The 22,253-nt window shown below is 71.9% G+C and carries 21 protein-coding genes; 6 read left to right on the plus strand and 15 right to left on the minus strand.

Translation table 11 applies throughout. The features are described from left to right. Window positions 1-10: 10 nt before the first annotated feature. The 3 genes from ACZ4TR_RS10405 to ACZ4TR_RS10415 all read left to right on the plus strand — a co-directional run bounded on the left by ACZ4TR_RS10405 (window position 11) and on the right by ACZ4TR_RS10415 (window position 1,501). On the plus strand, window positions 11-433 hold the full coding sequence (locus tag ACZ4TR_RS10405) for an acyl-CoA thioesterase (protein ID WP_465286764.1): 423 nt from the start codon (window positions 11-13) through the stop codon (window positions 431-433). 3 nt (window positions 434-436) lie between these two features. Beyond that, a complete protein-coding gene (locus ACZ4TR_RS10410; protein WP_465286765.1) occupies window positions 437-907 on the plus strand; it encodes a tRNA (cytidine(34)-2'-O)-methyltransferase in 471 nt (156 codons plus the stop codon). 84 nt (window positions 908-991) lie between these two features. Continuing rightward, window positions 992-1,501, plus strand: coding sequence for a hypothetical protein (locus ACZ4TR_RS10415; RefSeq protein ID WP_465286766.1), 510 nt, complete (start codon window positions 992-994; stop codon window positions 1,499-1,501). 296 nt (window positions 1,502-1,797) lie between these two features. Here ACZ4TR_RS10415 and ACZ4TR_RS10420 read toward each other — a convergent pair whose 3' ends face one another. From ACZ4TR_RS10420 to ACZ4TR_RS10440, 5 genes are all read right to left on the minus strand, one after another. Then, window positions 1,798-2,778 (minus strand): VWA domain-containing protein, encoded by a 981-nt coding sequence (locus ACZ4TR_RS10420; RefSeq protein WP_465286767.1) that lies wholly within the window; start codon window positions 2,776-2,778, stop codon window positions 1,798-1,800. Beyond that, window positions 2,775-3,719, minus strand: coding sequence for a DUF58 domain-containing protein (locus tag ACZ4TR_RS10425; RefSeq protein WP_364520199.1), 945 nt, complete (start codon window positions 3,717-3,719; stop codon window positions 2,775-2,777). Before ACZ4TR_RS10425 ends, ACZ4TR_RS10420 begins: the two co-directional genes overlap by 4 nt. A gap of 6 nt (window positions 3,720-3,725) precedes the next feature. After that, window positions 3,726-4,799: an AAA family ATPase gene (locus ACZ4TR_RS10430; protein ID WP_284749328.1), complete on the minus strand. Its 1,074-nt coding sequence runs from the start codon at window positions 4,797-4,799 to the stop codon at window positions 3,726-3,728. Window positions 4,800-4,958: 159 nt separating this feature from the next. After that, window positions 4,959-5,504 carry a molybdenum cofactor guanylyltransferase gene (mobA, locus tag ACZ4TR_RS10435; protein WP_465286768.1) on the minus strand — a complete coding sequence of 182 codons (546 nt, stop codon included), beginning with the start codon at window positions 5,502-5,504 and terminating at the stop codon, window positions 4,959-4,961. Between the two features lie 9 nt (window positions 5,505-5,513). Further along, window positions 5,514-6,221 (minus strand): SAM-dependent methyltransferase, encoded by a 708-nt coding sequence (locus tag ACZ4TR_RS10440; RefSeq protein ID WP_465286769.1) that lies wholly within the window; start codon window positions 6,219-6,221, stop codon window positions 5,514-5,516. 61 nt (window positions 6,222-6,282) lie between these two features. On the opposite strand from ACZ4TR_RS10440, the gene ACZ4TR_RS10445 reads away from it, so the two are divergent. Next, entirely contained in the window at window positions 6,283-6,681 is a 399-nt protein-coding gene (locus ACZ4TR_RS10445) for a DUF1801 domain-containing protein (protein ID WP_465286770.1), read from the plus strand. Here ACZ4TR_RS10445 and ACZ4TR_RS10450 read toward each other — a convergent pair. Beyond that, window positions 6,678-7,988: an NlpC/P60 family protein gene (locus ACZ4TR_RS10450; RefSeq protein ID WP_465287338.1), complete on the minus strand. Its 1,311-nt coding sequence runs from the start codon at window positions 7,986-7,988 to the stop codon at window positions 6,678-6,680. The genes ACZ4TR_RS10445 and ACZ4TR_RS10450 overlap by 4 nt on opposite strands. Before the next feature lie 349 nt (window positions 7,989-8,337). Here ACZ4TR_RS10450 and acnA point away from each other — a divergent pair, with 349 nt between their 5' ends. Further along, window positions 8,338-11,169 carry an aconitate hydratase AcnA gene (acnA, locus tag ACZ4TR_RS10455; RefSeq protein WP_465286771.1) on the plus strand — a complete coding sequence of 944 codons (2,832 nt, stop codon included), beginning with the start codon at window positions 8,338-8,340 and terminating at the stop codon, window positions 11,167-11,169. A gap of 67 nt (window positions 11,170-11,236) precedes the next feature. On the opposite strand, the gene ACZ4TR_RS10460 is transcribed toward acnA, so the two are convergent. From ACZ4TR_RS10460 to ACZ4TR_RS10495, 8 genes are all read right to left on the minus strand, one after another. After that, window positions 11,237-11,950, minus strand: a complete 714-nt coding sequence (locus tag ACZ4TR_RS10460; protein ID WP_465286772.1) for an MgtC/SapB family protein — start codon at window positions 11,948-11,950, stop codon at window positions 11,237-11,239. A 275-nt stretch (window positions 11,951-12,225) separates the two neighbouring features. After that, on the minus strand, window positions 12,226-13,830 hold the full coding sequence (locus tag ACZ4TR_RS10465; RefSeq protein WP_465287339.1) for an alpha/beta hydrolase: 1,605 nt from the start codon (window positions 13,828-13,830) through the stop codon (window positions 12,226-12,228). 138 nt (window positions 13,831-13,968) lie between these two features. Beyond that, window positions 13,969-14,391: a nitroreductase family deazaflavin-dependent oxidoreductase gene (locus ACZ4TR_RS10470; RefSeq protein WP_465287340.1), complete on the minus strand. Its 423-nt coding sequence runs from the start codon at window positions 14,389-14,391 to the stop codon at window positions 13,969-13,971. Between the two features lie 46 nt (window positions 14,392-14,437). Then, the gene (gene egtD, locus ACZ4TR_RS10475) at window positions 14,438-15,415 is read right to left on the minus strand and encodes an L-histidine N(alpha)-methyltransferase (RefSeq protein WP_465286773.1); all 978 of its coding nucleotides are present in this window, start codon (window positions 15,413-15,415) and stop codon (window positions 14,438-14,440) included. After that, a complete protein-coding gene (gene egtC / locus ACZ4TR_RS10480; RefSeq protein ID WP_465286774.1) occupies window positions 15,412-16,173 on the minus strand; it encodes an ergothioneine biosynthesis protein EgtC in 762 nt (253 codons plus the stop codon). The genes egtD and egtC overlap by 4 nt, the downstream gene beginning before the upstream one ends. Before the next feature lie 4 nt (window positions 16,174-16,177). After that, window positions 16,178-17,515, minus strand: coding sequence for an ergothioneine biosynthesis protein EgtB (gene egtB, locus ACZ4TR_RS10485; protein ID WP_465286775.1), 1,338 nt, complete (start codon window positions 17,513-17,515; stop codon window positions 16,178-16,180). Beyond that, window positions 17,512-18,771, minus strand: a complete 1,260-nt coding sequence (locus ACZ4TR_RS10490; protein ID WP_465287341.1) for a glutamate-cysteine ligase family protein — start codon at window positions 18,769-18,771, stop codon at window positions 17,512-17,514. Before ACZ4TR_RS10490 ends, egtB begins: the two co-directional genes overlap by 4 nt. A 138-nt stretch (window positions 18,772-18,909) precedes the next feature. Continuing rightward, window positions 18,910-19,836 (minus strand): LysR family transcriptional regulator, encoded by a 927-nt coding sequence (locus ACZ4TR_RS10495; RefSeq protein WP_465286776.1) that lies wholly within the window; start codon window positions 19,834-19,836, stop codon window positions 18,910-18,912. A gap of 121 nt (window positions 19,837-19,957) precedes the next feature. Here ACZ4TR_RS10495 and ACZ4TR_RS10500 point away from each other — a divergent pair, with 121 nt between their 5' ends. Continuing rightward, window positions 19,958-21,157 (plus strand): Glu/Leu/Phe/Val dehydrogenase dimerization domain-containing protein, encoded by a 1,200-nt coding sequence (locus ACZ4TR_RS10500; protein WP_465286777.1) that lies wholly within the window; start codon window positions 19,958-19,960, stop codon window positions 21,155-21,157. 76 nt (window positions 21,158-21,233) lie between these two features. Here ACZ4TR_RS10500 and pip read toward each other — a convergent pair whose 3' ends face one another. Beyond that, window positions 21,234-22,181 carry a prolyl aminopeptidase gene (gene pip, locus ACZ4TR_RS10505; protein ID WP_465286778.1) on the minus strand — a complete coding sequence of 316 codons (948 nt, stop codon included), beginning with the start codon at window positions 22,179-22,181 and terminating at the stop codon, window positions 21,234-21,236. Between the last annotated feature and the right edge of the window lie 72 nt (window positions 22,182-22,253).

The following is a 22,253-nucleotide window of genomic DNA, read 5'->3' on the forward strand; positions in this document are numbered from 1 at the left end:
GATTGGGCCGGTGACCGATCCCCGCCACCCGATCGCCGAGCTGCCGCTGCGCGTCCGCTACCACGAATGCGACGGCCAGGGCATCGTCTTCAACGCCCACTACCTGGCCTATGTGGACATGTGCGCCTTCGAGGCGGAGAAGGCGCTGTTCGGTTCCCACGACGAGTTCCTGGCCCACGGCACGGACGTCGTGGTGGCGGAGGCGAACCTGAAGTTCCGCGCGCCGGCCCGGTACGACGAGGAACTGGTGGTCTCGCAGTACCTGACCCACCTCGGCACGACGTCGCTGATCTTCGACTTCGAAATCCACCGCGGCGAGACGCTGGTGCTCGCGGCGAACGTCCGGTACGTGTTCATCGACCCGGCCACCGTGCGACCGGCGGCGCCGCCGGAGGCGGTCCGCAAGGTGTACGCGGCCGCGCTCGGGGACTGAGCCGTGTTCCGCATTCTCTTCTACCAGCCCGAAATCCCGCCGAACACGGGCAACGCGATCCGGCTGGCGGCGAACACCGGGTGCGAGCTGCACCTGGTCGAGCCGCTGGGGTTCACGCTGGAGGACAAGCAGCTGCGCCGCGCCGGGCTCGACTACCACGACCTGGCACGGGTGCGGGTGCACGCGTCGCTGCCGGAAGCCTGGGAAGTGTTGCTGCCGGCGAAGGTCTACGCGTTCAGCGCGTCGGCGACCAGGCTGTACACGGACGTCGCGTACGCGCCCGGAGACGTGCTGCTGTTCGGGCCGGAGTCGGCCGGCCTGCCCGCTTCGGTGCAGGAGGCACCGGAGGTGACCGACCGCGTGCGGCTGCCGATGCTGCCGACCAGCCGGTCGCTCAACCTGGCCAACACCGCGGCGATCACGGTCTACGAGGCCTGGCGGCAGAACGGCTTCGCGACCCCCGAAGGTCTCTGAAGGCCACCATGGGGGCACTGGGTGCCCTCATGGTGGCTTCAGAGGCTTGGCGGGCGGGTGATCACCGTCCGGTAGGTTCGCCGCATGCGACAGCAGTTCCTGGGGGCGCTCATCGGCGCCGCGTTCGGCACCGTGTTCGTCCTCGTCAACTCCGGGCCGCCGCTCCCCGCGGCGATCGCCTGGGTGCTGCGCGTCCTCGCCGTGGCCGCCCTCGCGGCGGTGGTGGTCCTCGGCCTCCGCGCCGGCGGCCGCCCGACGCTCGAGGGCCGGCCGATGTTCGGGCCGAGCTACCGGGTGATCGTCATCGGCGAAGTGGTGCTGCTCGTCGCCGGGTTCTTCGTGCTGAGCCTGCTGGACGCGCCGGTGCAGGCGAACGTCGCGTGGATCGCGACCATCGTCGGGCTCCACTTCGTCGCACTGGCCTCGGCGTGGAGGACGCAGTCGATCCTGGTGGTCGGGGTGGTCCTGACCGTGCTGGGCGTCGTCGGCCTCGCCCTGCTCGGGAGCGCGGCGCAGTGGGTCCCGTTCGTGAGCGGTGTGCTTTCCGGCGTGACCCTGCTCGGCGGAAGCCTGTACGGCGTCCGCCGCAACTGAAGCGGGTGCTGTCGTCTCCGCGCCACATCAGCGGCAGAATCAAGACCAGCGAGTCGGGCAACCGTTCCGAGCACGCGGGAATGGACAGCCTCGGTGGCCAAGTCGGGTCCCCGACGACCACGCCCGCCCAGTCTTTCACGAAACGGAAGCCGTCGGGGCGGTCCTGACCGTGCTCGGCGTCGTCGGCCTCGCCCTGCGTGGAAGCGCGGCGCAGTGGGTCCCGTTCGTGAGCGGCGGCGTGCTTTCCGGAGTCACTCTGCTCGGCGGAAGCCTGTACGGCGTCCGCCGAGCCTGAGTCACGGAAGCCGCTGCCCGAAGAACAAGCTGGCCGCCGCGCCCAGCATGAGGATCAGTGTCCCCACCACCACCCACGGCTTGCTCGCGTCGGCGTCCTTCAGCTCGTAGCCGATCTGCTCGCCGAGGTCTCCGTACACCTTCTTCAGCTCTTCGGCGCTGGCCGCCTTGTAGAAGTCGCCGCCGGACAGGCGGGCGATCTCGCGCAGGGACTCGTCGTCCACGCTGACCGGCTGGGCCTTGCCGTCGATGTCGACCGAGCCGTGCGTCGTGCCGAACGAGATCGACGAGATCGGCACGCCGGCCTGCTTCGCCGCCTGGGCCGCCGTGTAGCCGCCGCGGGCCGCGTACAGGTCCTCGGGCACCGTCTGCTTGCCGTCGGACATCAGCACTATCCGCGCCGGCGGTGGCCCGTCGGCTCCGCCCACCACACTGGAAAAGCTCTCCACCGACTGCAGGGCCGCGAAGATACCCTCACCGGTCGCCGTCGACTGGGCCAGCTTGAGGTTCTCGATCGCCTTGATCACACCGTTGCGGTCGGTCGTCGGGTTGACCAGGACGGTCGCCGTGCCCGCGAACGAGATCAGGCCGAGGTTGATCCCCGGGGTCATGTTCTGCGCGAACTGCGTCGCCGCGTCCTGCGCCGCCTTCAGCCGTGTCGGCAGGACGTCGGTGGCCTCCATCGACAGCGACACGTCGATCACCAGCATCACGGTCGCCCGGTTGCGCGGCACCTTCTGCTCGGCGGTCGGCCCGGCCAGCCCGACGGTGAGCAGCAGCAGCGACAGCACGATCAGCACCGCCGGCAGGTGCCGCACCCGGCCCTGGCTCTTCGGCGCGACCTTGTCCAGCAGCGCCAGGTTCGCGAACCGCATGGTCCGCTTCCGCCGCGCGCGCTGGGCGAGCACATACCCGACAGCGACGGCGGCGACCGCGATCAGCAGCAGGAACCACCACGGCGCGGAGAACCCCGTCAGACTCACGCCACACCGCCGGACCAGCGGCGCTTGCGGGCCACGACGAACCGCACCATGTCGGCGATCCAGTCGGCGTCGGTCCGCAGCGTCAGGTGCGCCGCACCCGCGCGCCGCAGGCCGGCCGCCACCGTCTGCCGGTGGGCGTGGGCCGCGGCCCCGAACTCCTTGCGCAGCAAGGCCGACGCATGCACTTCGCGCTGTTTCCCTGTCTCCGGGTCGGCCAGCACGACGGTGCCCACGTCGGGCAGGTCGACGTCGCGCGGGTCGAGGATTTCGATCGCGATCAGTTCGTGGCGGCCGCCCAGCGCCCGCAGCGGCCGCTCCCAGGTCGTGTCGCCCAGGAAGTCGGAGATCACCACGGCCAGGCCACGGCGGCGCGGCGGCCGGCGCAGCGCCTCCAGCGCCTGGGCGAAGTCCCCGCGCGTGCCCTCGGCCGCCCGGGGGGTCTCGGCCAGTCTCCGCACCAGCCCGCGAGCGTGCGCCAGGCCGCCGCGCGCCGGGATGCGGGTCGTCTCGGCGCCGGTGGAGATCAAGCCGCCGATCCGGTTGCCGCCGCCCCCGGTCAGGTGGGCGACCGCCGCGACCGCGCAGACCACCAGGTCACGCTTCTCGCACAGCGCCGTCCCGAAGTCGAGGCTCGCCGAGAGGTCGGCGACGATCCACGTCTCCAGCTCGCGGTCGGCCACGGTCTCGCGGATGTGCGGGGTCGTGGTGCGGGCGGTGACCGCCCAGTCCATCCGGCGGACGTCGTCACCGGGCTGGTACGGGCGGGCCTCGCCGGGCTCGGACCCCGGCCCCGGCACCAGGCCGAGGTGGTTGCCCTGCAGCAGCCCGTCGAGCCGGCGGCGGACGTCGAGCTCCAGGGTCCGGAGCCCGGCCTCCAGCCGTTCGCCGCGCAGCACCGGCGGCGCCCACGAAGGGCGGGCGCCCTTCTCGTTCTTCGCCATCACCGGTTACCTGACCGGCGCGCCCGCCGGGACCGGGCCGCCCTGGCCGGCCCCGCCCTGCGGCCGGGCCGAGACCTGCGGCAACGGCACGGTCTGCAGCACGCGCGTGATGATGTGGTCGATCGGCACGCCGTCGGCGAGCGCGTCGTAGGACAGCACGAGCCGGTGGCGCAGCACGTCCGGCACGACGTCGACGACGTCCTGCGGCAGCACGTAGTCACGGCCGCGGACCAGGGCCAGCGCCCGGGCGGCGGCGATGATGCCGAGGCTCGCGCGCGGCGAAGCACCGTAGGACACCCAGCCGGCGACGTCGGCGAGGCCGTGCTCGTTCGGCGTCCGGGTGGTCAGCACGAGCCGCACCACGTAGTCGACGAGGGCGTGGTGCACGAACACCTGCGCCGCGACGCCCTGCAGCCGGACCAGCTCGCCCGGGCTGAGCACCTCGTGCGGGGTCGGCGGCGTGACACCCATCCGGTAGATGATCTCGCGCTCCTCCTCGGCGGAGGGGTACTCGACGAGGATCTTGAACAGGAACCGGTCGCGCTGCGCCTCGGGCAGCGGGTACACGCCCTCGTTCTCGATCGGGTTCTGCGTGGCCAGGACGAGGAACGGGTCGGGCATCGGGAACGTCTGCCCGCCGATCGACACGTGCCGCTCGGCCATCACCTCGAGCATCGCCGACTGCACCTTCGCCGGCGCGCGGTTGATCTCGTCGGCGAGCACGAAGTTCGCCACGACCGGGCCGAGCTCGACGTCGAAGCGCTCGGCGCCCTGGCGGTAGATCCGGGTGCCGAGGATGTCGGCGGGCACCAGGTCGGGGGTGAACTGGACGCGGGAGAACGAGCCGCCGACCACCCGGGCGAAGGTCTCCACCGCGAGGGTCTTCGCCACGCCGGGCACGCCTTCGAGCAGCAGGTGGCCCTTGGCCAGCAGGCCGACCAGCATCCGCTCGACCAGGCGGTCCTGGCCGACGATGATCCGCTTGACCTCGAACACGGTCCGCTCCAGCAACTGGGCGTCCCGGGCCGGCGTCCCGGGCTGCTGCCCGTTCCCGCCCTCGGCGTAGCCGGGCTCGGTCACTCTGCCTCCTCGAAAGTTCGTGCGCCGCCCCCGCGACGGTGATCACGCGGTGCGACCGTACTGCGTCCCCCGGGCGTTCGTCCGTCCGGCACGCGGACGCACGCGTTGCCCCGTCAGTAGCCAACACCTTCCCCGGTGTGACATCTGTGAAGCAGGTCCTCAGCGGTGGCGCTCGAGGTCCTCGGGCGTGTCGATGTCGTCCGCTTCGCCCCGTTCGGCCGGCACGTCGGTGATGCGCAGGCCGGCCAGGGTGCGCCGCAGCGCCGCGTTTTCCGGCTGCCGCGGCAGCGCGGCCGCCAGCGCGGCGACCCGCCACGCGCCCAGCAGCCACTGCCGGGCCCCGCCGGCGTCGACGAGCACCGCGCCGTCGCCGTCGCCGATCGCGGCGACCAGGCGGTCCACTGTGGACCGGCGGACGCCCGGGAGGTCGGCCGCCAGCACCGCCACGGCCTCGACGTCGTCCGGGACCACCGCGAGCCCTGCGGCCAGCGCCGCCACCGGGCCGGTGCCGGGCACCGGTTCCCGGGTCCACACGACGTCGAACCCGGGCCGCCGCGGGCCGACGGCGATCACCCGCTCGGCGCCGCCGAGGGCGTGGATCGCCCGGGCGAGCAACGGTTTCCCGCCCACCGACAGGGCCGGCTTGTCCACGCCGGACAGTCTGCGGGCCGATCCGCCGGCCACCACGATCCCCGCGTAGCGCATCCGGGGAATCTAGCGGCCCAGCACGACGTAGGTGAAGCCCAGCACGCCCCGGTAGTCGCGGACGTATTCGCGCAGCCGCCGGTCGAGCCAGTCCCGGACCTCGCCGGCGCGCGGGTCGTCCGGGTGCGCGGACAGCCACTCCGCCCAGCCGGCGCGCGAGGTGGACTCGAAGTCGTCCCATTCGAGCTGGTCGGCGGTGCTGAAGTGGAGCACCCGCCAGCCGGCGCCGCCCGCCGCGTCGAGCAGGTCCGGCAGGGTCAGCAGGTCCGGGCCGAAGATCTCCTGCGCCGTGGGGTTCGGCGGAACCACCCAGAAGCCGTCGCCGTAGAGCAGCCGGCCCGACGGCACCTTCCGCGCGAGTCCTTCGAGCGCGGCCTTCGTCGAGCCGAAGATGTGCGCGGCGCCGATGCAGAAGGCCCGGTCGGCGCGCCCTTCCCAGGCGGCGGCGTCGGCTTCGACGAACTCGACGGCGCGGTCCCCGGCCCCCGCCCGGCCGCGCTCGATGCCGGTCACGTCGGTGTCGACGCCGGTCGCGCGCAGGCCCGGCGTCCGGCCGGCGGCCCGCAGCAGCAGCTCACCCCAGCCGCAGCCGAGGTCGACGAGGTGGCGCCCCTCGTCGAGGGCCATCCGGTCGAGCAGCAGTTCCGCGTGGGGCTCGGACAGGGGCGTGTTCCAGCGCATCCGGCTGCGCCGCAGCGCGTTCAGTTCGTCGTCCACCGGGCCGATCCTGGTGGCCGCGAGGGGACGGCGTCGAGCGGATTTCGGGCATACTCCCCGGGTGACCTACACCGTCGAGCCACGTGTCGACGCCTACATCGACGCGCTGCCCGAATGGCAGCAGGCGATCTGCCGCGAGGTCCGCGAGCTGGTCCACGCGGCGGATCCCGAGGTGGTCGAGACGATCAAGCGCACCCGTCAGCCGTACTTCGTCCTGGACGGCAACGTCTGCGCCCTGCTCGCGGCGAAGGACCACGTCAACGTCTTCGTCTACGACGGCGGCATCGTCCCCGACCCCGAGGGCATCATCACCGCCGGCCACGGCAACAAGACCGCGCGCACCGTCGCCTTCCGCCGGGGCGAGCCGATCAACCGGCCCGCGCTCCTCGCGATGTTCCGGCAGATCATCGCGAACAACCGCGCGGGCGGCTGGCGGAAGCTCAAGGCCGAGCGCGGCTAGCCGATGAGGCGCGTCGCGTACGGCATGATCCCGCCGTAGCGCACCGGCGCGACCCGGACCCGCAGGCCGGACTGCGGCGCTTCGACCATCTGCCCACCGCCGAGGTACAGCGCGACGTGGTGGATACCGCCGGCGCCGCCCCAGAACAGCATGTCGCCGCGGCGCATCTGCGACAGCGGGACCCGGCGCCCCGCCGTGTACTGGTAGCCGCTGTAGTGCGGCAGGCCCCTGACCCCGGCGAACGCGTAGATCATCAGGCCGGAGCAGTCGAAGCCGATCTTGTTGTAGTCGCCGTAGCGGTCGGCGACCCCGCCGTCGCGGATGCCGCGGGTCGGGCCGCTCGCGTTGCCGCCGCCCCAGGCGTAGGGCAGGCCGATCTTCGACAGCGCCCGGGCGATGACCGCCTCGATCGACGAGCCGGCCGGGCCCGCCGGAGGCCTGCTCGCCGGGCGGCCACCCCCGCCGGAGGAGCCGAGCGCGGCCTGGCGGGCGCGTTCGTCGTCCTCGCGCTGCTTCTGGGCGAGCCAGTCCTGGTAACGCTGCCGCTGCCCCTGCAGGCCGCTGACCTTGGACTGGGCGGCGTAGAGCTGCTGCTCGACGTCGGACTTGTTCTTCTCGAGCTGGGTGTTCTGCGCTGCCTGGCTGTCCTGGGCCCGGATCGCGGCGGACTGCGCGGAGTCCGCGCTGGTCTTCGCCTGACGGGCGGCGTCCTGCTTCTGCTGGGCGATCTCGGCGGCCTTGCGGGCCGCGGAGTCCTTGTTCGCCTTCTCGGTCTGCGCCTGCTGGAGCCGGTCGAGGGCGTTGAGCCGGTCGCCGCCGACCGCGTCGAGCAGCTGCGCGCGGGCCAGCATGTCCTTGGGGCTGTCGGCGCTGAGGTACGCCGAGAGCGAGCCGACCGTGCTGCCCTGCTGGAAGCTCGCGGCGGCGAAGGTCTTCAGGTCGTTGCGGGCCTTCTCGATGGCGGCGGCCGCGGCGTCGGCTTCGGTGCGGGCGGCCTTCGCGTCGTTCTCCGCCTGGGCGGCGGCGTCCTGCGCGGACTGCAGGTCGACCAGGGCCTTGTTGGCCTCTTCCTGCTTGAGCTCGACGTCGTCCTGCAGCTGGGACAGCTTCTGCTCGGCCTGGGCCAGCTGGTTGGTCAGCCGGCCGACCTCACCGGCTTTCGCGTTGGCCTGGGCCTTGCTGCTGTTCAGCTCCGAGTCGCTCGGGTTGGGCGGCGGCGGGGGCGCGGCGAGGCCCGTACCGCCCGCGCCGAACAAGATCACCAGCGCCAGGGTGCTCACGGTCAGTCCACGGCGCCCGCTCGGCACACACCAGCCCCTGCGCCGTTCCGGCACGACCGCCACCTCCGCTCACCTGCGCACATCGCGCGTCACTGCAGTCACACCACTATCACAAGCATCACCGGAAACTTACACACCGTAGGCACCAATTCCCCTTATTGAGGGACCCTGGTCGCGGATGGCGCAGCCCACACCGCGTGTCGCCTTGAACCCCAAACAGGACGCGCGTACTGTTTGAGCCACCGCGAGGTGTGCCATCCCCGTTCCGGTCCTACGGTGGGGGTGCGCAAGACTCGCGTCCGCCTCGTGCGGACCGCACGACACCGAACTGACCGAACTGACCCGGGACTCGACCGCCGCACCGGCGCGGAAGTCCATGCCACTGGAGTTAGACGTGACCGCACCTGCCAGCAAGGACAGCTTCGGCGCCAAAGACACGCTGAAGGTCGGAGACGCCTCGTACGAGGTCTTCCGCCTGAACAAGGTCGAGGGCGCCGAGCGCCTGCCGTACAGCCTCAAGATCCTGCTCGAGAACCTGCTGCGCACCGAGGACGGCGCGAACATCACCGCCGACCACATCCGCGCGCTGAGCTCGTGGGACCCGAAGGCCGACCCGTCGATCGAGATCCAGTTCACGCCCGCCCGCGTGATCATGCAGGACTTCACCGGCGTGCCCTGCGTCGTCGACCTCGCCACCATGCGCGAGGCGGTCACCGACCTCGGCGGCGACCCGGACAAGGTCAACCCGCTCGCCCCGGCCGAGCTGGTCATCGACCACTCGGTGATCATCGACGTGTTCGGCCGCGCCGACGCCTTCGAGCGCAACGTCGAGATCGAGTACGAGCGCAACCGCGAGCGCTACCAGTTCCTGCGCTGGGGCCAGGGCGCCTTCGACGAGTTCAAGGTCGTCCCGCCGGGCACCGGCATCGTGCACCAGGTCAACATCGAGCACCTGGCGCGCACGGTCATGTCCCGCAACGGGCAGGCCTACCCCGACTCCTGCGTCGGCACCGACTCGCACACCACCATGGTCAACGGCCTGGGCGTGCTGGGCTGGGGCGTCGGCGGCATCGAGGCCGAGGCCGCCATGCTGGGCCAGCCGGTGTCGATGCTCATCCCGCGCGTCGTCGGCTTCAAGCTGACCGGCGAGATCCCGGCCGGCGTGACCGCCACCGACGTCGTCCTCACGATCACCGAGATGCTGCGCCGCCACGGCGTGGTCGGCAAGTTCGTCGAGTTCTACGGCGAGAGCGTCGGCGCGGTGCCGCTGGCCAACCGCGCCACCATCGGCAACATGAGCCCGGAGTTCGGCTCCACCGCGGCGATCTTCCCGATCGACGAGGAGACCGTCCGCTACCTGAAGCTGACCGGCCGCTCGGCCGAGCAGGTCGCGCTGGTCGAGTCCTACGCCAAGGAGCAGGGCCTCTGGCACGACCCGTCGCGCGAAGCCGCCTACTCCGAGTACCTCGAGCTGGACCTCTCGACGGTCGTCCCGTCGATCGCCGGCCCGAAGCGCCCGCAGGACCGCATCGAACTGTCGGACGCGAAGTCGTCGTTCCGCAAGTCGATCCACGACTACGTCGGCGGCGAGGACACCACGCCGCACACCAAGATGGACGAGGCTTCGGAGGAGTCGTTCCCGGCCAGTGACGCCCCGTCGCTGTCGTTCGCCGAGGACGACGCCGCGCCGGTCACCAGCTCCGCCGCGAACGGCGCGTCGGGCCGGCCGAGCAAGCCGGTCAAGGTCAGCACGTCCGACCGCGGCGAGTTCGTGCTCGACCACGGCGCCGTGGTGATCGCCTCGATCACCTCCTGCACGAACACCTCGAACCCGTCGGTCATGCTCGGCGCCGCGCTGCTCGCACGCAACGCCGTGGACAAGGGCCTCGCGGTCAAGCCGTGGGTCAAGACGTCGATGGCGCCGGGTTCGCAGGTCGTCACCGACTACTACACCAAGGCCAACCTGTGGCCGTACCTGGAGAAGCTGGGCTACCACCTGGTCGGCTACGGCTGCACCACCTGCATCGGCAACTCGGGCCCGCTTTCGGACGAGATCTCCGCGGCGATCCAGGAGAACGACCTCACCGCGGTCTCGGTGCTTTCGGGCAACCGGAACTTCGAAGGCCGGATCAACCCCGACGTGAAGATGAACTACCTCGCGTCGCCGCCGCTGGTCATCGCCTACGCGCTGGCCGGCACGATGGACTTCGACTTCGCGAACCAGCCGCTGGGCCAGGACGGCGACGGCAACGACGTCTTCCTGAAGGACATCTGGCCGACCGCGCAGGAGATCCAGGAGACCATCGACTACGCGATCACGCAGGAGATGTTCACCAAGGACTACGCGGACGTCTTCGACGGCGGCGAGCGCTGGAAGGCGCTGCCCACCCCGGAGGGCAAGACCTTCGAGTGGGACGCCGAGTCCACCTACGTCCGGAAGCCCCCGTACTTCGAGGGCATGACCCCGGAGCCGGCGGCGGTCACCGACATCACCGGCGCGCGGGTGCTGGCGAAGCTGGGCGACTCGGTCACCACCGACCACATCTCCCCCGCCGGCGCGATCAAGCCGGGCACCCCGGCCGCGCAGTACCTCACCGAGCACGGCGTGGAGAAGAAGGACTTCAACTCCTACGGCTCGCGGCGCGGCAACCACGAGGTGATGATCCGCGGCACGTTCGCCAACATCCGGCTGCGCAACCAGCTCCTGGACGACGTGCAGGGCGGCTACACGCGCGACTTCACGCAGGAGGGCGCACCGCAGGCGTTCATCTACGACGCGGCGCAGAACTACGCGGCGCAGGGCACCCCGCTGGTCGTGCTGGGCGGCAAGGAGTACGGCTCGGGTTCGTCGCGTGACTGGGCGGCCAAGGGCACCTCGCTGCTGGGCGTGCGCGCGGTGATCACCGAGTCGTTCGAGCGCATCCACCGGTCCAACCTGATCGGCATGGGCGTCATCCCGCTGCAGTTCCCGGCGGGCGAGTCGGCCTCGTCGCTCGGCCTCGACGGCACCGAGACGTTCGACATCTCGGGCATCACGAAGCTGAACGACGGCGAGACCCCGCGCACGGTGCACGTCACCGCGACCAAGGCGGACGGCACCAAGGTGGAGTTCGAGGCGGACGTCCGCATCGACACCCCGGGTGAGGCGGACTACTACCGCAACGGCGGCATCCTGCAGTACGTGCTGCGGAAGATGACGCAGGCGTAAGGGTTTCCGAGGTCCGTGGAGGCCTCCTTACCGGCATCTTGAGCCGGTAAGGAGGCCTTCACGGCGTTCAGGCGGAGGTGGGCACGGCTTCCCAGCGGACGCTGGACACCGCGGGCTCCAGCGACAGCCGGGACACCGCCGACTCCATCTGGGCGTCGTCGCGCTGGTCGGCGGCCAGCTCGGCGCGGACCTCGACCGTGCGGTCCTCGGGCCGGTCGGTGCTCAGCACCGAGAGCAGCCGGAAGTCCGTGCGGGCCAGCGCCTGCACGAGCAGGGCCCGCACGTGCGCCTCGGAGTCGTCGCGGGTCACCGCCTGGAACTCGTAGCGGGCCGGGGTTTCGCCGCCCGAGTCCGGCCGGCGGTCGACCACGCGGCCGAGTGGCCGCAGCACCACGTTCACCCCGACCACGACGGCGGTCCCGGCCGCGGCGACGACGTACAACCCCGCCCCCGCAAGGGATCCCACGGCCGCGGAGCACCACAGCGTCGCCGCCGTGTTGAGGCCGCGGACGTTGAGGCCGTCGCGCAGGATGACGCCGGCCCCGAGGAATCCGATGCCCGAGACGATCTGGGCGGCCACCCGCGTCGGGTCGGCGTCGGCGCTCGTGCTCAGGCCGCCGAACCCGTGGGCGGACAGCAGCACGAACAGCGTCGCGCCGACCGCGACGAGGGCGTTGGTGCGCAGCCCGGCCATCCGGGCGCGGAACTGGCGCTCGAACCCGATGACGGCACCCAGGCCGACCCCGGCGCCGACGCGCAGCAGCATTTCGAAGAGGGTCATGATCCGGCTCTTTCCGGCGTGCGCGCACTGCCGGACAGGAGGAGACCGGACGAGTCAGCCCAGCCGGAAGCCTCCGGTGAGCGCACGCCCGATCGTCCGACGACTGTCCGCTGGCATGTGCCGCTCACCTCGCTTCCGTTGCTCGTGGTTGATCAACCGGACCACTGTAGCGCCCGCCGCGCGGACCGGGCTGTGATGATCACTACGAAGGCCGGTTCCCCCGGGTACGGGAACGGGCCGGGGCGACAGTGTCACCCCGGCCCGTTTCCTTGCTGTCAAGCGGTTTCGAACGGCTGGACGTTCGGCTGGAACACCTGCCCGTTCGCCGGCACCTTGAGCTCGGTCAGGTAGTCCGCCACGGCCTTGTCGACGCCCAGGGCGTCGCCGAGGATGCAGTGGCCGAACGCGTCGACCGACAGCAGCCGGGCGTTGCCCAGCTCGGCCGCCATCCGCTGGGCGAACTTGTACTGCGTCGCCGGGTCGTAGTAGTTGCCGACCACGACCACCGGGACGTCGGTCTTGGCACGCCACGGGCCGCGGTAGACGTCCGGCTTCTTCGCCGGCCACACCGGGCAGCTCGCCGTGTCGGCGAACGCCTGGTAGCGGCCGAAGGTGCGCGACTCGCGCTCCCACTTCGCGGCGATGTCCGGCACCTGCTCCTGCTTGATCTTGAACGGCTTGTCGGAGCAGTTGACGGCGAAGTACGAGTCGTCACTGGTGTAGGGGCTGTCCGGGTTCTGGTCGGCCAGGCCCTGCTTGCCCGGGAGGAGCGCCTTCAGCGGCTTGGCCTGCAGCGCCTGTGCCTGCGCGCCCGCCGGGTGGATGGCGTTGTAGAGCGCCTGCAGGTCCTCGGCCAGGCCGGGGAACGCCGACGGCGAATACAGGACGCTCGAGACCCCGCCGGTGAACGAGTTGATGTCCACGGAGCCGCCGCCGGGGATGGTGATCGGCTGCTTGCGGAGGTACTCGCGCAGTTCGTCGAACTTCGCCCGCGGGGTGCCGTCGCTGAACGCGCACTTCGCGGCGGCCTGGTCGCAGCGCTTCAGGAACCCGTCGAGCGCGATCTCGAAGCCCTGCGCGCGTTCCCGGTCGTACTGCACGCCGTCACTGGTGCGCAGCGCCGGGTCGACGTTGCCGTCGATCACGATCGCGCGGGACTGCTTCGGGAACATCGACGCGTAGGTCGAGCCGATGAGCGTCCCGTACGAGAAGCCGGCGAAGGTGAGCTTCTGATCCCCGACCGCCGCGCGCAGCGTGTCGAGGTCGCGCACGACGTCCTTGGTGGACATGTGGTCGAGCAGCGAACCCGCGTTGTTCTTGCAGAACTTGCCGTAGTCGCGGTAGCTGGCGAGAGTGCCGGAGATCTCGGCGCGGCTCAGCGGCACCGGAATCTGGGCGCCGAAGACCTCGTCGGCGTCCTCCTGGGTGGTGAAGCACCGCAGCGGGTTGCTCTGGCCGACGCCGCGGGGGTCGAACCCGACGAGGTCGAACCGGTCGAGCACCTTCGGCTGGAAGTAGTACTGGCCGCTGATCGGCATCCGCAGGCCCGAGCCGCCGGGACCGCCGGGGTTGAGGAACAGCGAGCCGACGCGCGTGCCCGGCGTGCGGGCGGCGCGCTTGAGCAGGGCGATGTCGATGGTGCCCAGCGACGCGTTGTTGTGGTCGATCGGCACCCGGTAGCGGGCGCAGCTGTAGAACTTGACCTGGTCCGCGGGCACGCCGGCGAGAGTGTCGCTCGAGCAGGTGCCCCAGTTGACGGCGGCGGTCGCGCCCACGACGGCCGGCTTGGCCACCGCGTCTTCGGCCGCCGCGGCGGTTCCGGCCGTTCCGGCCAGTCCCAAGCCGGCCACGAGTGCCCCGGCCAGTGCGAACGACCGCACCCGGCCCTGTGTGGATCTCGGCAAGACGTCTCCTCCCTGGGTCACTTCGCCGCGCGGTCGAGACGTCACGGCGCGTTACCCGGGAGACACTGGCACAAACCGGTGAATCCCGGCACCGGCCAAAAGGATGGTGGGAACCTATCGGGCAAATGGCTTGAGTACGAAAACCGGTAACCGCCGGCCCGCCTCGCGCTGCTCCATCCGATACCCCGGCCAGAACCGGAGCAGCTCCTGCCACATGGCGTCGTACTCCTCGCCTTGCAGCTCGCGCGCCACCACCTCGGCCGGCCGCCCCTTGAGCGCGACCTCCGCCTTCGGGTTCGCACGGAGGTTCAACGCCCACGCCGGGTCGTTCGGGCGCCCCCAGTTGGACGCTGTCAGCACCAGGTCGTCGCCGTGCGGGAAGTAGAGCAGGTTCGTGCTCCGCGGCAGGCCGCTCTTGCGGCCGGTCGTCGTGAGGCGGAGCGACGGCAGCCCGGCGAGCGCCACGAGGCTCACCCGGCCGCCGAACGCGCGGTGCAGTTTCTTGTCCGCCCACACGACGAACCCGGCCGTGCGCATCAGCCACGGCTTGGTGCCGACGGCCCGGGCGAGCGCCCGGAGAGGATTAGCCACGCACAGATCTTGCCAGGCTCACCCCGAACCGCTGCTGGGAGTCGGTCCACCAGCGCTCGAGCGCGAACCCGGCCGCGGCCAGCTCCGCTTCGACGCCGCCCGGGCGGAACTTCGCCGAGATCTCCGTGCGGATGTGCTCGCCTTCGGCGAACGCCACCGTGAGGTCCGCTCCCGGGATCTCGACGGTCAGCGCCCGGCGGGCCCGCAGGCGCATCTCGATCCACTCGTTCTCCGCGTCCCAGTGCGAGACGTGCTCGAACTCGTCGACGTCGAAGTCCGCGCCGAGCCGGGCGTTGATCACCCGCAGCACGTTCTTGTCGAACTCGCCCGTGACTCCGGCGGCGTCGTCGTAGGCGCGTTCGAGGATGCGGGGGTCCTTCACGAGGTCGGTGCCGAGCAGCAGCCACTCCCCTTCGCCCAGCACTTCCCGCACGGAACGCAGGAAGGCCGCGCGCTCGGCGGGCAGGAAGTTGCCGATCGTGCCGCCGAGGAAGGCCACCACCCGGGGCCGGCCGCCGGGCAGCAGGTCGAGGTGCTGGGTGAAGTCGCCGACGACCCCGCGCACGGTGAGTCCCGGGTAGTCCTTCGAGATCGCCTCGGCGGCCTCGGCGAGCGCGGACTCGGACACGTCCAGCGGCACGAACGCCTCCAGCGTCCCGTGCCCGGTGAGCGCGTCCAGCAGCAGCCGGGTCTTCTCGCTCGACCCGGACCCGAGCTCGACGAGCGTGTGCGCGCCGGTCAGCTCCGCGACGTCGCCGGCGTGCGCGGCCAGCACCTCGCGCTCGCTGCGGGTCGGGTAGTACTCCGGCAGCTGGGTGATCTTTTCGAAGAGCTCACTGCCCTCGGCGTCGTAGAACCACTTCGGCGGCAGCCACTTCCGCTCCGCGGTGAGCCCGGCGACGACGTCCGCGCGCAGTTCCGCGGTGACGGCGTCGCCGGAGCGGTGGTGGTCGAGATCGACTTCGGTCATGAGTGGCTGCCTTCCAGGGTCAGGGGAAGCACGTCGACGCCGGCCGCGGTGGCGCGCACGGCGTGGTGGTCGGGGACGGGCCGCCAGCGCGGGTCGCCGTCGAGGGGTTCGGACGCCAGCAGCACGCCCGCCGGGGTCTCCAGCAGGGACAGCGCGTGCGTCCAGGCGGTGCCGATCAGCGTTGCGCCGTCGGTGAGCAGGAAGTTGAGCCGGGAGCCGGGCGCGGCCGCCTCGACGGCGGCCGTCAGGCCCGCCACCGCCGTCAACGGGTCCTCGCCGGCCGCCAGCCGGGCCCGCAGCAGAGCCCAGAGGACCGCCGAGTCCGTCGGCGCCTCCAGGGTCAGCAGTGCGGTGACGGGCAGGGTCTTGGCCAGTTCGGCCAGCGAATGGGGCCAGCCGCGGACGACGCCGTTGTGGCTGAACAGCCAGCGCCCCGCGGTGAACGGCGCGGCGGCCGCTTCGGTCACCGGCATGCCGGTGGTGCCGTTGCGGACCGCGGCGACGAACGCGCCCGAGGTCACCGACGCGGCCAGCGGCGGCAGCGTCTCGTCCGTCCACAGTGGAGTGGACCGCCGGTGCCTGAGCGGCCCGGAGCCCGGGCCGGGGTACCAGCCCAGCCCGAACCCGTCGGCGTTGACCGAGCCGCCGCCGCGCATGTCCGCCGGTGCGTAGGACTGCACCAGCAGCGCGTGCGGCGCGCGGAAAACCGCCTCGGCGGGTGAAACCGGCTCGCCGAGGTATCCGATGTGGCGGCACATGCGCCTAGCCCACCTCGCCGGGTACCGCGTCGCGGGCGGTGCGGAAGCCGGCGAAGATCTGCCGCCGGATCGGGTAGTCCCAGTTGCGGAACGTGCCCCGGATGGCCGCCGAGTCGGTGCCGAAGGAGCCGCCGCGCAGCACCTTGTACTCCGGGCCGAAGAACACCTCCGAGTACTCCCGGTACGGGAACGGCGCGAAGCCCGGGTAGCCGTGGAAGTCCGTGCTCGTCCACTCCCACACGTCGCCGATCAGCTGGTGCACGCCGGTCGGCGACGCGCCGGCCGGGTACGCCCCCGCGGGTGCCGGGCGCAGGTGCCGCTGGCCGAGGTTGGCGTGCTCGGCGGACGGCTCCTCGTCGCCCCACGGGAACCGCCGCGAGCGTCCGGTCGCCGGGTCGAAGCGGGCGGCCTTCTCCCACTCGGTCTCGGTCGGCAGCCGCCGCCCGGCCCAGGCCGCGTACGCCTCGGCTTCGTGGTAGGAGACGTGGACGACCGGCTCGCCGGCCGTGATGCGCTCGTAGACCCCGAACCGGGTCCGCCACCAGCCGTCCTGCTCCCGCTTCCAGAAGCGCGGCGCGGTGACGCCGCTTTCGGTGCGGTAGGCCCAGCCCGCCGGGCTCCACCACCGCTCGTCGTCGTATCCGCCGGCGTCGAGGAACTCGGCGTAGGCCCCGCACGTCACCGGGGTCGTGTCCAGCCAGAACGCCTCGACCGCGAACTCGTGCGCCGGGCGCTCGTTGTCCAGCGCCCACGGCTCGGCCGAGGTGCCCATCGTGAACGCGCCACCCGGCACGAGGACCTCCGCCGGGAGGGCGCCCGAGCGGGCGGGCGGCGGCTCCGGCGCGTGCAGCACCGGGTCACCCTTGCGCAGCTGGTGGGTGGCCAGCATGGTCTCGTCGTGCTGCTGCTCGTGCTGGGTGATCATGCCGAACGCGAACGCCTGCTCGGTCAGCCTGCTGCCCTGGAGCGGGACGCGCTCCAGCACGTCGAACGCCTTCTCGCGGACCTGCTTGACGTAGGCGCGCGCCTCGGCCGGGCCCAGCAGCGGCAGCTCCGGCCGGTCGGCGCGCGCGTGCTGGAAGGCGTCGTAGATGTCGTCGATGTCCGGCCGCAGCGGCTCCCGGCCGCCGACGTCGCGGACCAGCCACAGCTCCTCCTGGACGCCGATGTGCGCGAGGTCCCACACCAGCGGCGACATCAGCTTGGAGTGCTGGCGGACCAGGTCTTCGTCGTCCACGGCGTCGGTCAGCGCCATGCTGCGCGCCCGCGCCCTGGTCAGTGCTTCGGCGGCCCGGGCACGCAGGTCCTGCGCGCTCAGGTCACCGAGTGCTTCCGTGCTCATGCTTCGCTCCTCGATCGGTACGCGCGCCCCTGCACGCTCTTGCTGATCTCGGTGATCGACTCCTCCGCCAGCCCGGTCGCGCCCAGCTCGGCGCAGCCGAGGTCGGCCAGTGCCGCCGCGGCCGCCGCCAGCTCCGGGTCCGCCAGGCCGCGCCGCGCCGCCGTGGTCCAGCGGCCGGCGACCGGCGCGCAGAGGTCACGCACCCTGTCCACTGTGGACGGCCGGGCGAGCAGCGCCGCGACCAGCGCCACCGGCGCCAGCCATTCGCCGGGCGGCTGCGCGTCCAGGTACCGGATCTCCAGGTATCCCTGCGGGCGGACCGGGGTGAACATCGTGGTGAGGTGGTAGTCGAGGTCGGCCACCGTCGGTTTCGGCAGCAGGGACGCCGCGCCCCGGCCCTCGATCCAGTCGGCGAACGTCAGCCCCTCCGGCGCGTCCCACGGCCGGTCCGCCCGAGGCAGGACCATCAGCGGGGTGTCCATCATCCGCTTGGCCCAGTCCGCCGCCGGATCGGCCGCCACGGCCGCCGTGCGCGTGCGCACCGGCTCCGTGTCGTGCACCGCGAGCCAGCGGGCGGACGCCAGGCCCGTGTCGCGCCCGGCGTGGACGCGGGAGTTGGCGAAGAGGGCGAGCAGCGGCGGGCCCATGGCGTGCGCGGCCGACCACCGGGCGGCGTGGTGCTCGGCCTCCCCGGCGTCGAGGCACACCTGCAGGCCCGCGGTGCTGCACATCATGGTGATGCCACCGGGCCCGATCGGGGCGAACCGGCTCTCCATCGCCGCGTAGCGCGGCGTGCGGAGGAGGCGGCGGGGCGGCCGGTGGGCGTCGATACCCGTTTCGCCCAGCACGAGGCCGTGCCGGGCGAGGCGGTCACGCAGGTGGTGGAGGTCGGCCGTGACCACTGCGTCGAGATCGCGCAGGGAGGCCTGGGGAAGAGCGGAGATTTCGACCTGGCACCCGGGCTCGAGGCTCACTGGCGAGCCTGCCGGGAGCGGCGAAGCGGGACTGTCGGGGCGGAGGGTCCGCGGGGTGTGCGGGCCCAGCGCCGTGGCGAGGAGGTCGGGATCGAGGGATCTGGCCGGGTCGTCGGCGTGGTGCACGGTGAACTCCAGCTCCACGCCGATCAGGCGAGGTGGCCCGTGCTTGAAGCACACCGATGCCACGTACGCTTCCCCGGCCGCGCGGTCCGCCAGGACCCTCGCGGTGCGGTTGGACGCACTACCCGACTTCTCGGGAAAGTGGTGCACCGTAGACACTTCAGCCGCTTCTGTCATGTCCGTCCTTGTTCCGGGTGGTGGAACTTCTTGACTTCGGACGCTACACGCGGGGTACGACAAATTCAGGGCTCGTCTTGCGGAGCAGGACGGGTTCACCACTCCGTAAGAAGTCCCGGATCAGGGCAAAGCGGACTCGGTGCCCAGGCCCAGCTCGGCCGCCGAGGCCCGGACGGCCTCGATCACCAGGTGCAACGCCGGCCGCCGGAACGCGGTGCGCCGGTAGGCGATCGACACGGTCCGCAGCAGGGGGGTGGTGAGCGCGACGACGTCGATCCCGGGCGGCCGCAGCAAGCGCAGGCCCAGGTCCGAAACCAGGGTGACGCCGAGCCCCGCCCCCACCATCGCCATCGCCGTGGACTGCTCTTCGACCTCGTGGTTGATCTTCGGGGAGAAGCCGTGCCGCCGGCAGGCGGTGCGCATCGCCCGGCCGAAGTGCGACTTCGGGCTGGCCAGGATCCACGGGTGTTCGGCGAGGTCGTCCAGGGAGGCCGACCCCGACGGAACCGCGCCCCGCGGCACGGCGGCGTGCAGCCGCTCGACGGCGACGACCGCGCGTTCCAGCCCCGCGTCCCACGCCGTCGGCGCGTCGGAGTAGTCGATGACGAACGACAGGTCGAGCGAGCCGTCGCGGACGGCCTCGGCGGTGTCCTCCGGCGCCAGTTCGCGGGTGCGCACCTCGATGCCGGGGTGCTCGCCGGCGAGGGCGGTCAGCGCGGTCGGGAGCAGCCCGGAGGCCACCGACGCCCACACGCCGGCGACCAGCCGGACCGTGCGGGCCTCCTGGGCCTCTTCCAGGGCGAGCGTCGCGCGCTCCACCGAGCCGAGGATCTCCTCCGCGTGCTCGGTCAGCAGCTTGCCCAGCTCGGTCAGCTGGACGCGCCGGCCGAGCCGTTCGAACAGCTTGGCACCCACGTCCCGTTCCAGCTGCGCGAGCTGCTGCGACACCGCCGAAGCGGTGTAGTGCAGGGCCGCCGCGGCCGCGGTGACGGTGCCTCGGCGGTGCAGCTCGCGAAGCATCCTCAACCGATGCAACGAAAGCTCCATGCAGCAAACCTAAACGAGATCGTGCAGCAGCGGTAAATGGACGCGAGGGCCACCCGGGGCGCACGCTCGGTCGAGGCGGTCGCCGGACCGCCCCGGACTTCCCTGGAGGTGAGTGGCCCTGATGACCCCGCGCAACGCCGAGCCGCTGATGCGACTGACGTGGACCGATCCCATCACCGGCGCGAACGGCTACCTGGTCGTGCACAGCCTGGTCTCCGGCGTCGCCACCGGCGGCACCCGGATGCGGGCGGGCTGCACGATGAGCGAGGTCGAAGACCTCGCCCGGGGCATGGCCAACAAGACCGCGACCTTCAACCTGCCGGTCGGCGGGGCGAAGGGCGGCATCGACTTCGACCCCAAGGACCCGCGGGCGTTCGGCGTGCTGAAGCGGTTCTGCGCGTTCCTGCGGCCGTGGCTCGACGCGCACTGGGTGACCGCCGAGGACCTCGGCGTGCCGCAGCACCTGATCGACGAGGTGTTCGCGGAGCTCGGGCTCGAGCAGTCGTACCACGCGGCGATCACCCGTTCGGCCGATCCGGCGCGCACGCTGCGCCGGGTGCAGGCGGGCCTCAACGCACCGGTGCCGGGCGGGCTCCTGCTCGGCGACGTCGTCGGCGGCTACGGCGTGGCGCAGGCCTGCCTCGGGGTCGCGGCGGCGTGGGACTGGGACGTGCGCGAGACGACCGTGGCGATCCAGGGCATCGGCACCATGGGCGGCGGCGCGGCCTGGTACCTGCACGAGGCGGGGATGAAGGTGGTCGCCGTCGCCGACGCCGCGGGCACGCTGTACGACCCCGTCGGCCTCGACGTCCCGGCGCTGCTGGAACTGCGTGACCGCTTCGGCGAGGTGGACCGGTCGCGGCTGCCCGCCGGGGTCCGCTCGCTGCCGCGCGAGACGGTCGTCGGGATCGACGCCGACATCTTCGTGCCGGCCGCCATCTCCTACGCGCTGCGGCCGGACAACGAGAACCTGGTCAAGGCCGCGGTGGTCGTCGAGGCCGCCAACGCCGCGACGACGCCGGAAGCGGAGGCCGCACTGTCGGCCCGCGGGGTCGCGGTGGTGCCGGACTTCGTCGCCAACGCGGGCGCGGCTGCGTGGGCGTGGTGGCTGCTGCTGGGCGAGGTCGGCGCGGACCCGGCCGACTCGTTCCTGCGGCTGCGCACCGAGATGCAGGCCAAGGTCGCGCTGCTGCTGACCGAGTGGAACATGGACCGGCTGCCGCTGCGCGTCACCGGGCTGCGGCTCGCCGAGACCACCCGGGCCCGGCGTGCCGAGGCGGCGCTCGCGCCGGAAGGTGAGCCGGCGCTGCTCATCCCCTGAGCGGTCAAGCCTCTGAAAGCCACCACGAGGGCACTGGATGCCCTGATGGTGGCCTTCAGAGGCGTCCGGGGTGCGGTCAGCGGGCGAAGCGGTCGGTCGCGCCGACGAGCACGTCCTGCATCGGGGCGTCCTGCGTGGAGTGCCCGATGTTGTCCAGCATCACCAGCTCGCTGCCCGGCCAGCCGTGGTGCAGCAGCCACGGCGTGCCGACGATGTTGCTCGTGTCGAGCACACCTTGGGCGAGCACGGCCGGGACGCCCGCGAGCTTGCCGAGGTCACGCAGGATTTCGCCGTCGGGCAGGAACGCCCGGTTGCTGAAGTAGTGCGTCACGAGCCGCGCGAAGCAAAGCCGGTACGCCGGGTCCTCGAAGCTCTTGTGCGGGGGCACGCCCGGGAGCATCGCGTCCTCCCAGGCGCACCAGTCGTCGGCCGCCTTGCGGTGGACCGCCGGATCGGGATCCATCAGCAGCCGGTGGTAGGCGGCGGACAGGTCGCCGTCCCGCTCGCTCTCCGGCACGCCCTGCCGGAACCTCTCGAAGGCGTCCGGGAAGTACGCCCCGAGCCCGCGGATGAGCATCTCGATTTCGATGAACCGGTCGGTCGCGAGGCCCATCAGGACGAGTTCGCTGACGCGACCGGGGTGGCGCAGCGCGTAGGTCAGGCTGAGCACGCAACCCCAGGAACCGCCGAACAGCAACCACTTCTCGATGCCGAGCCGGGTGCGGAGCAGCTCGAAGTCGGCGACCAGGTGGTCGGTGGTGTTGGCGGAGAGGTCGGCGACCGGCGCACCGGCGTGCGGGATGCTGCGGCCGCAGCCGCGCTGGTCGACGAGCACGACCCGGTACTTCGCCGGGTCGAAGTACCGCCGGAGGTTCACCGAGCACCCGGTCCCGGGCCCGCCGTGCACGACGAGCGCCGGCTTGCCGTGCGGGTTCCCGCAGGTCTCCCAGTAGACCTCGTGCCCGTCGCCGACGTCGAGCAAGCCGTGTTCGTACGGTTCGATCTCGGGGTACAGCCCAGCCATCAGCGCGTCCTTCCACCGGAATACAACAGCGCTGTCACGTTACCGCCGGAGGGCATCCGGTGCGGCCGATTT

The organism is Amycolatopsis sp. NPDC028719, from assembly GCF_055565395.1.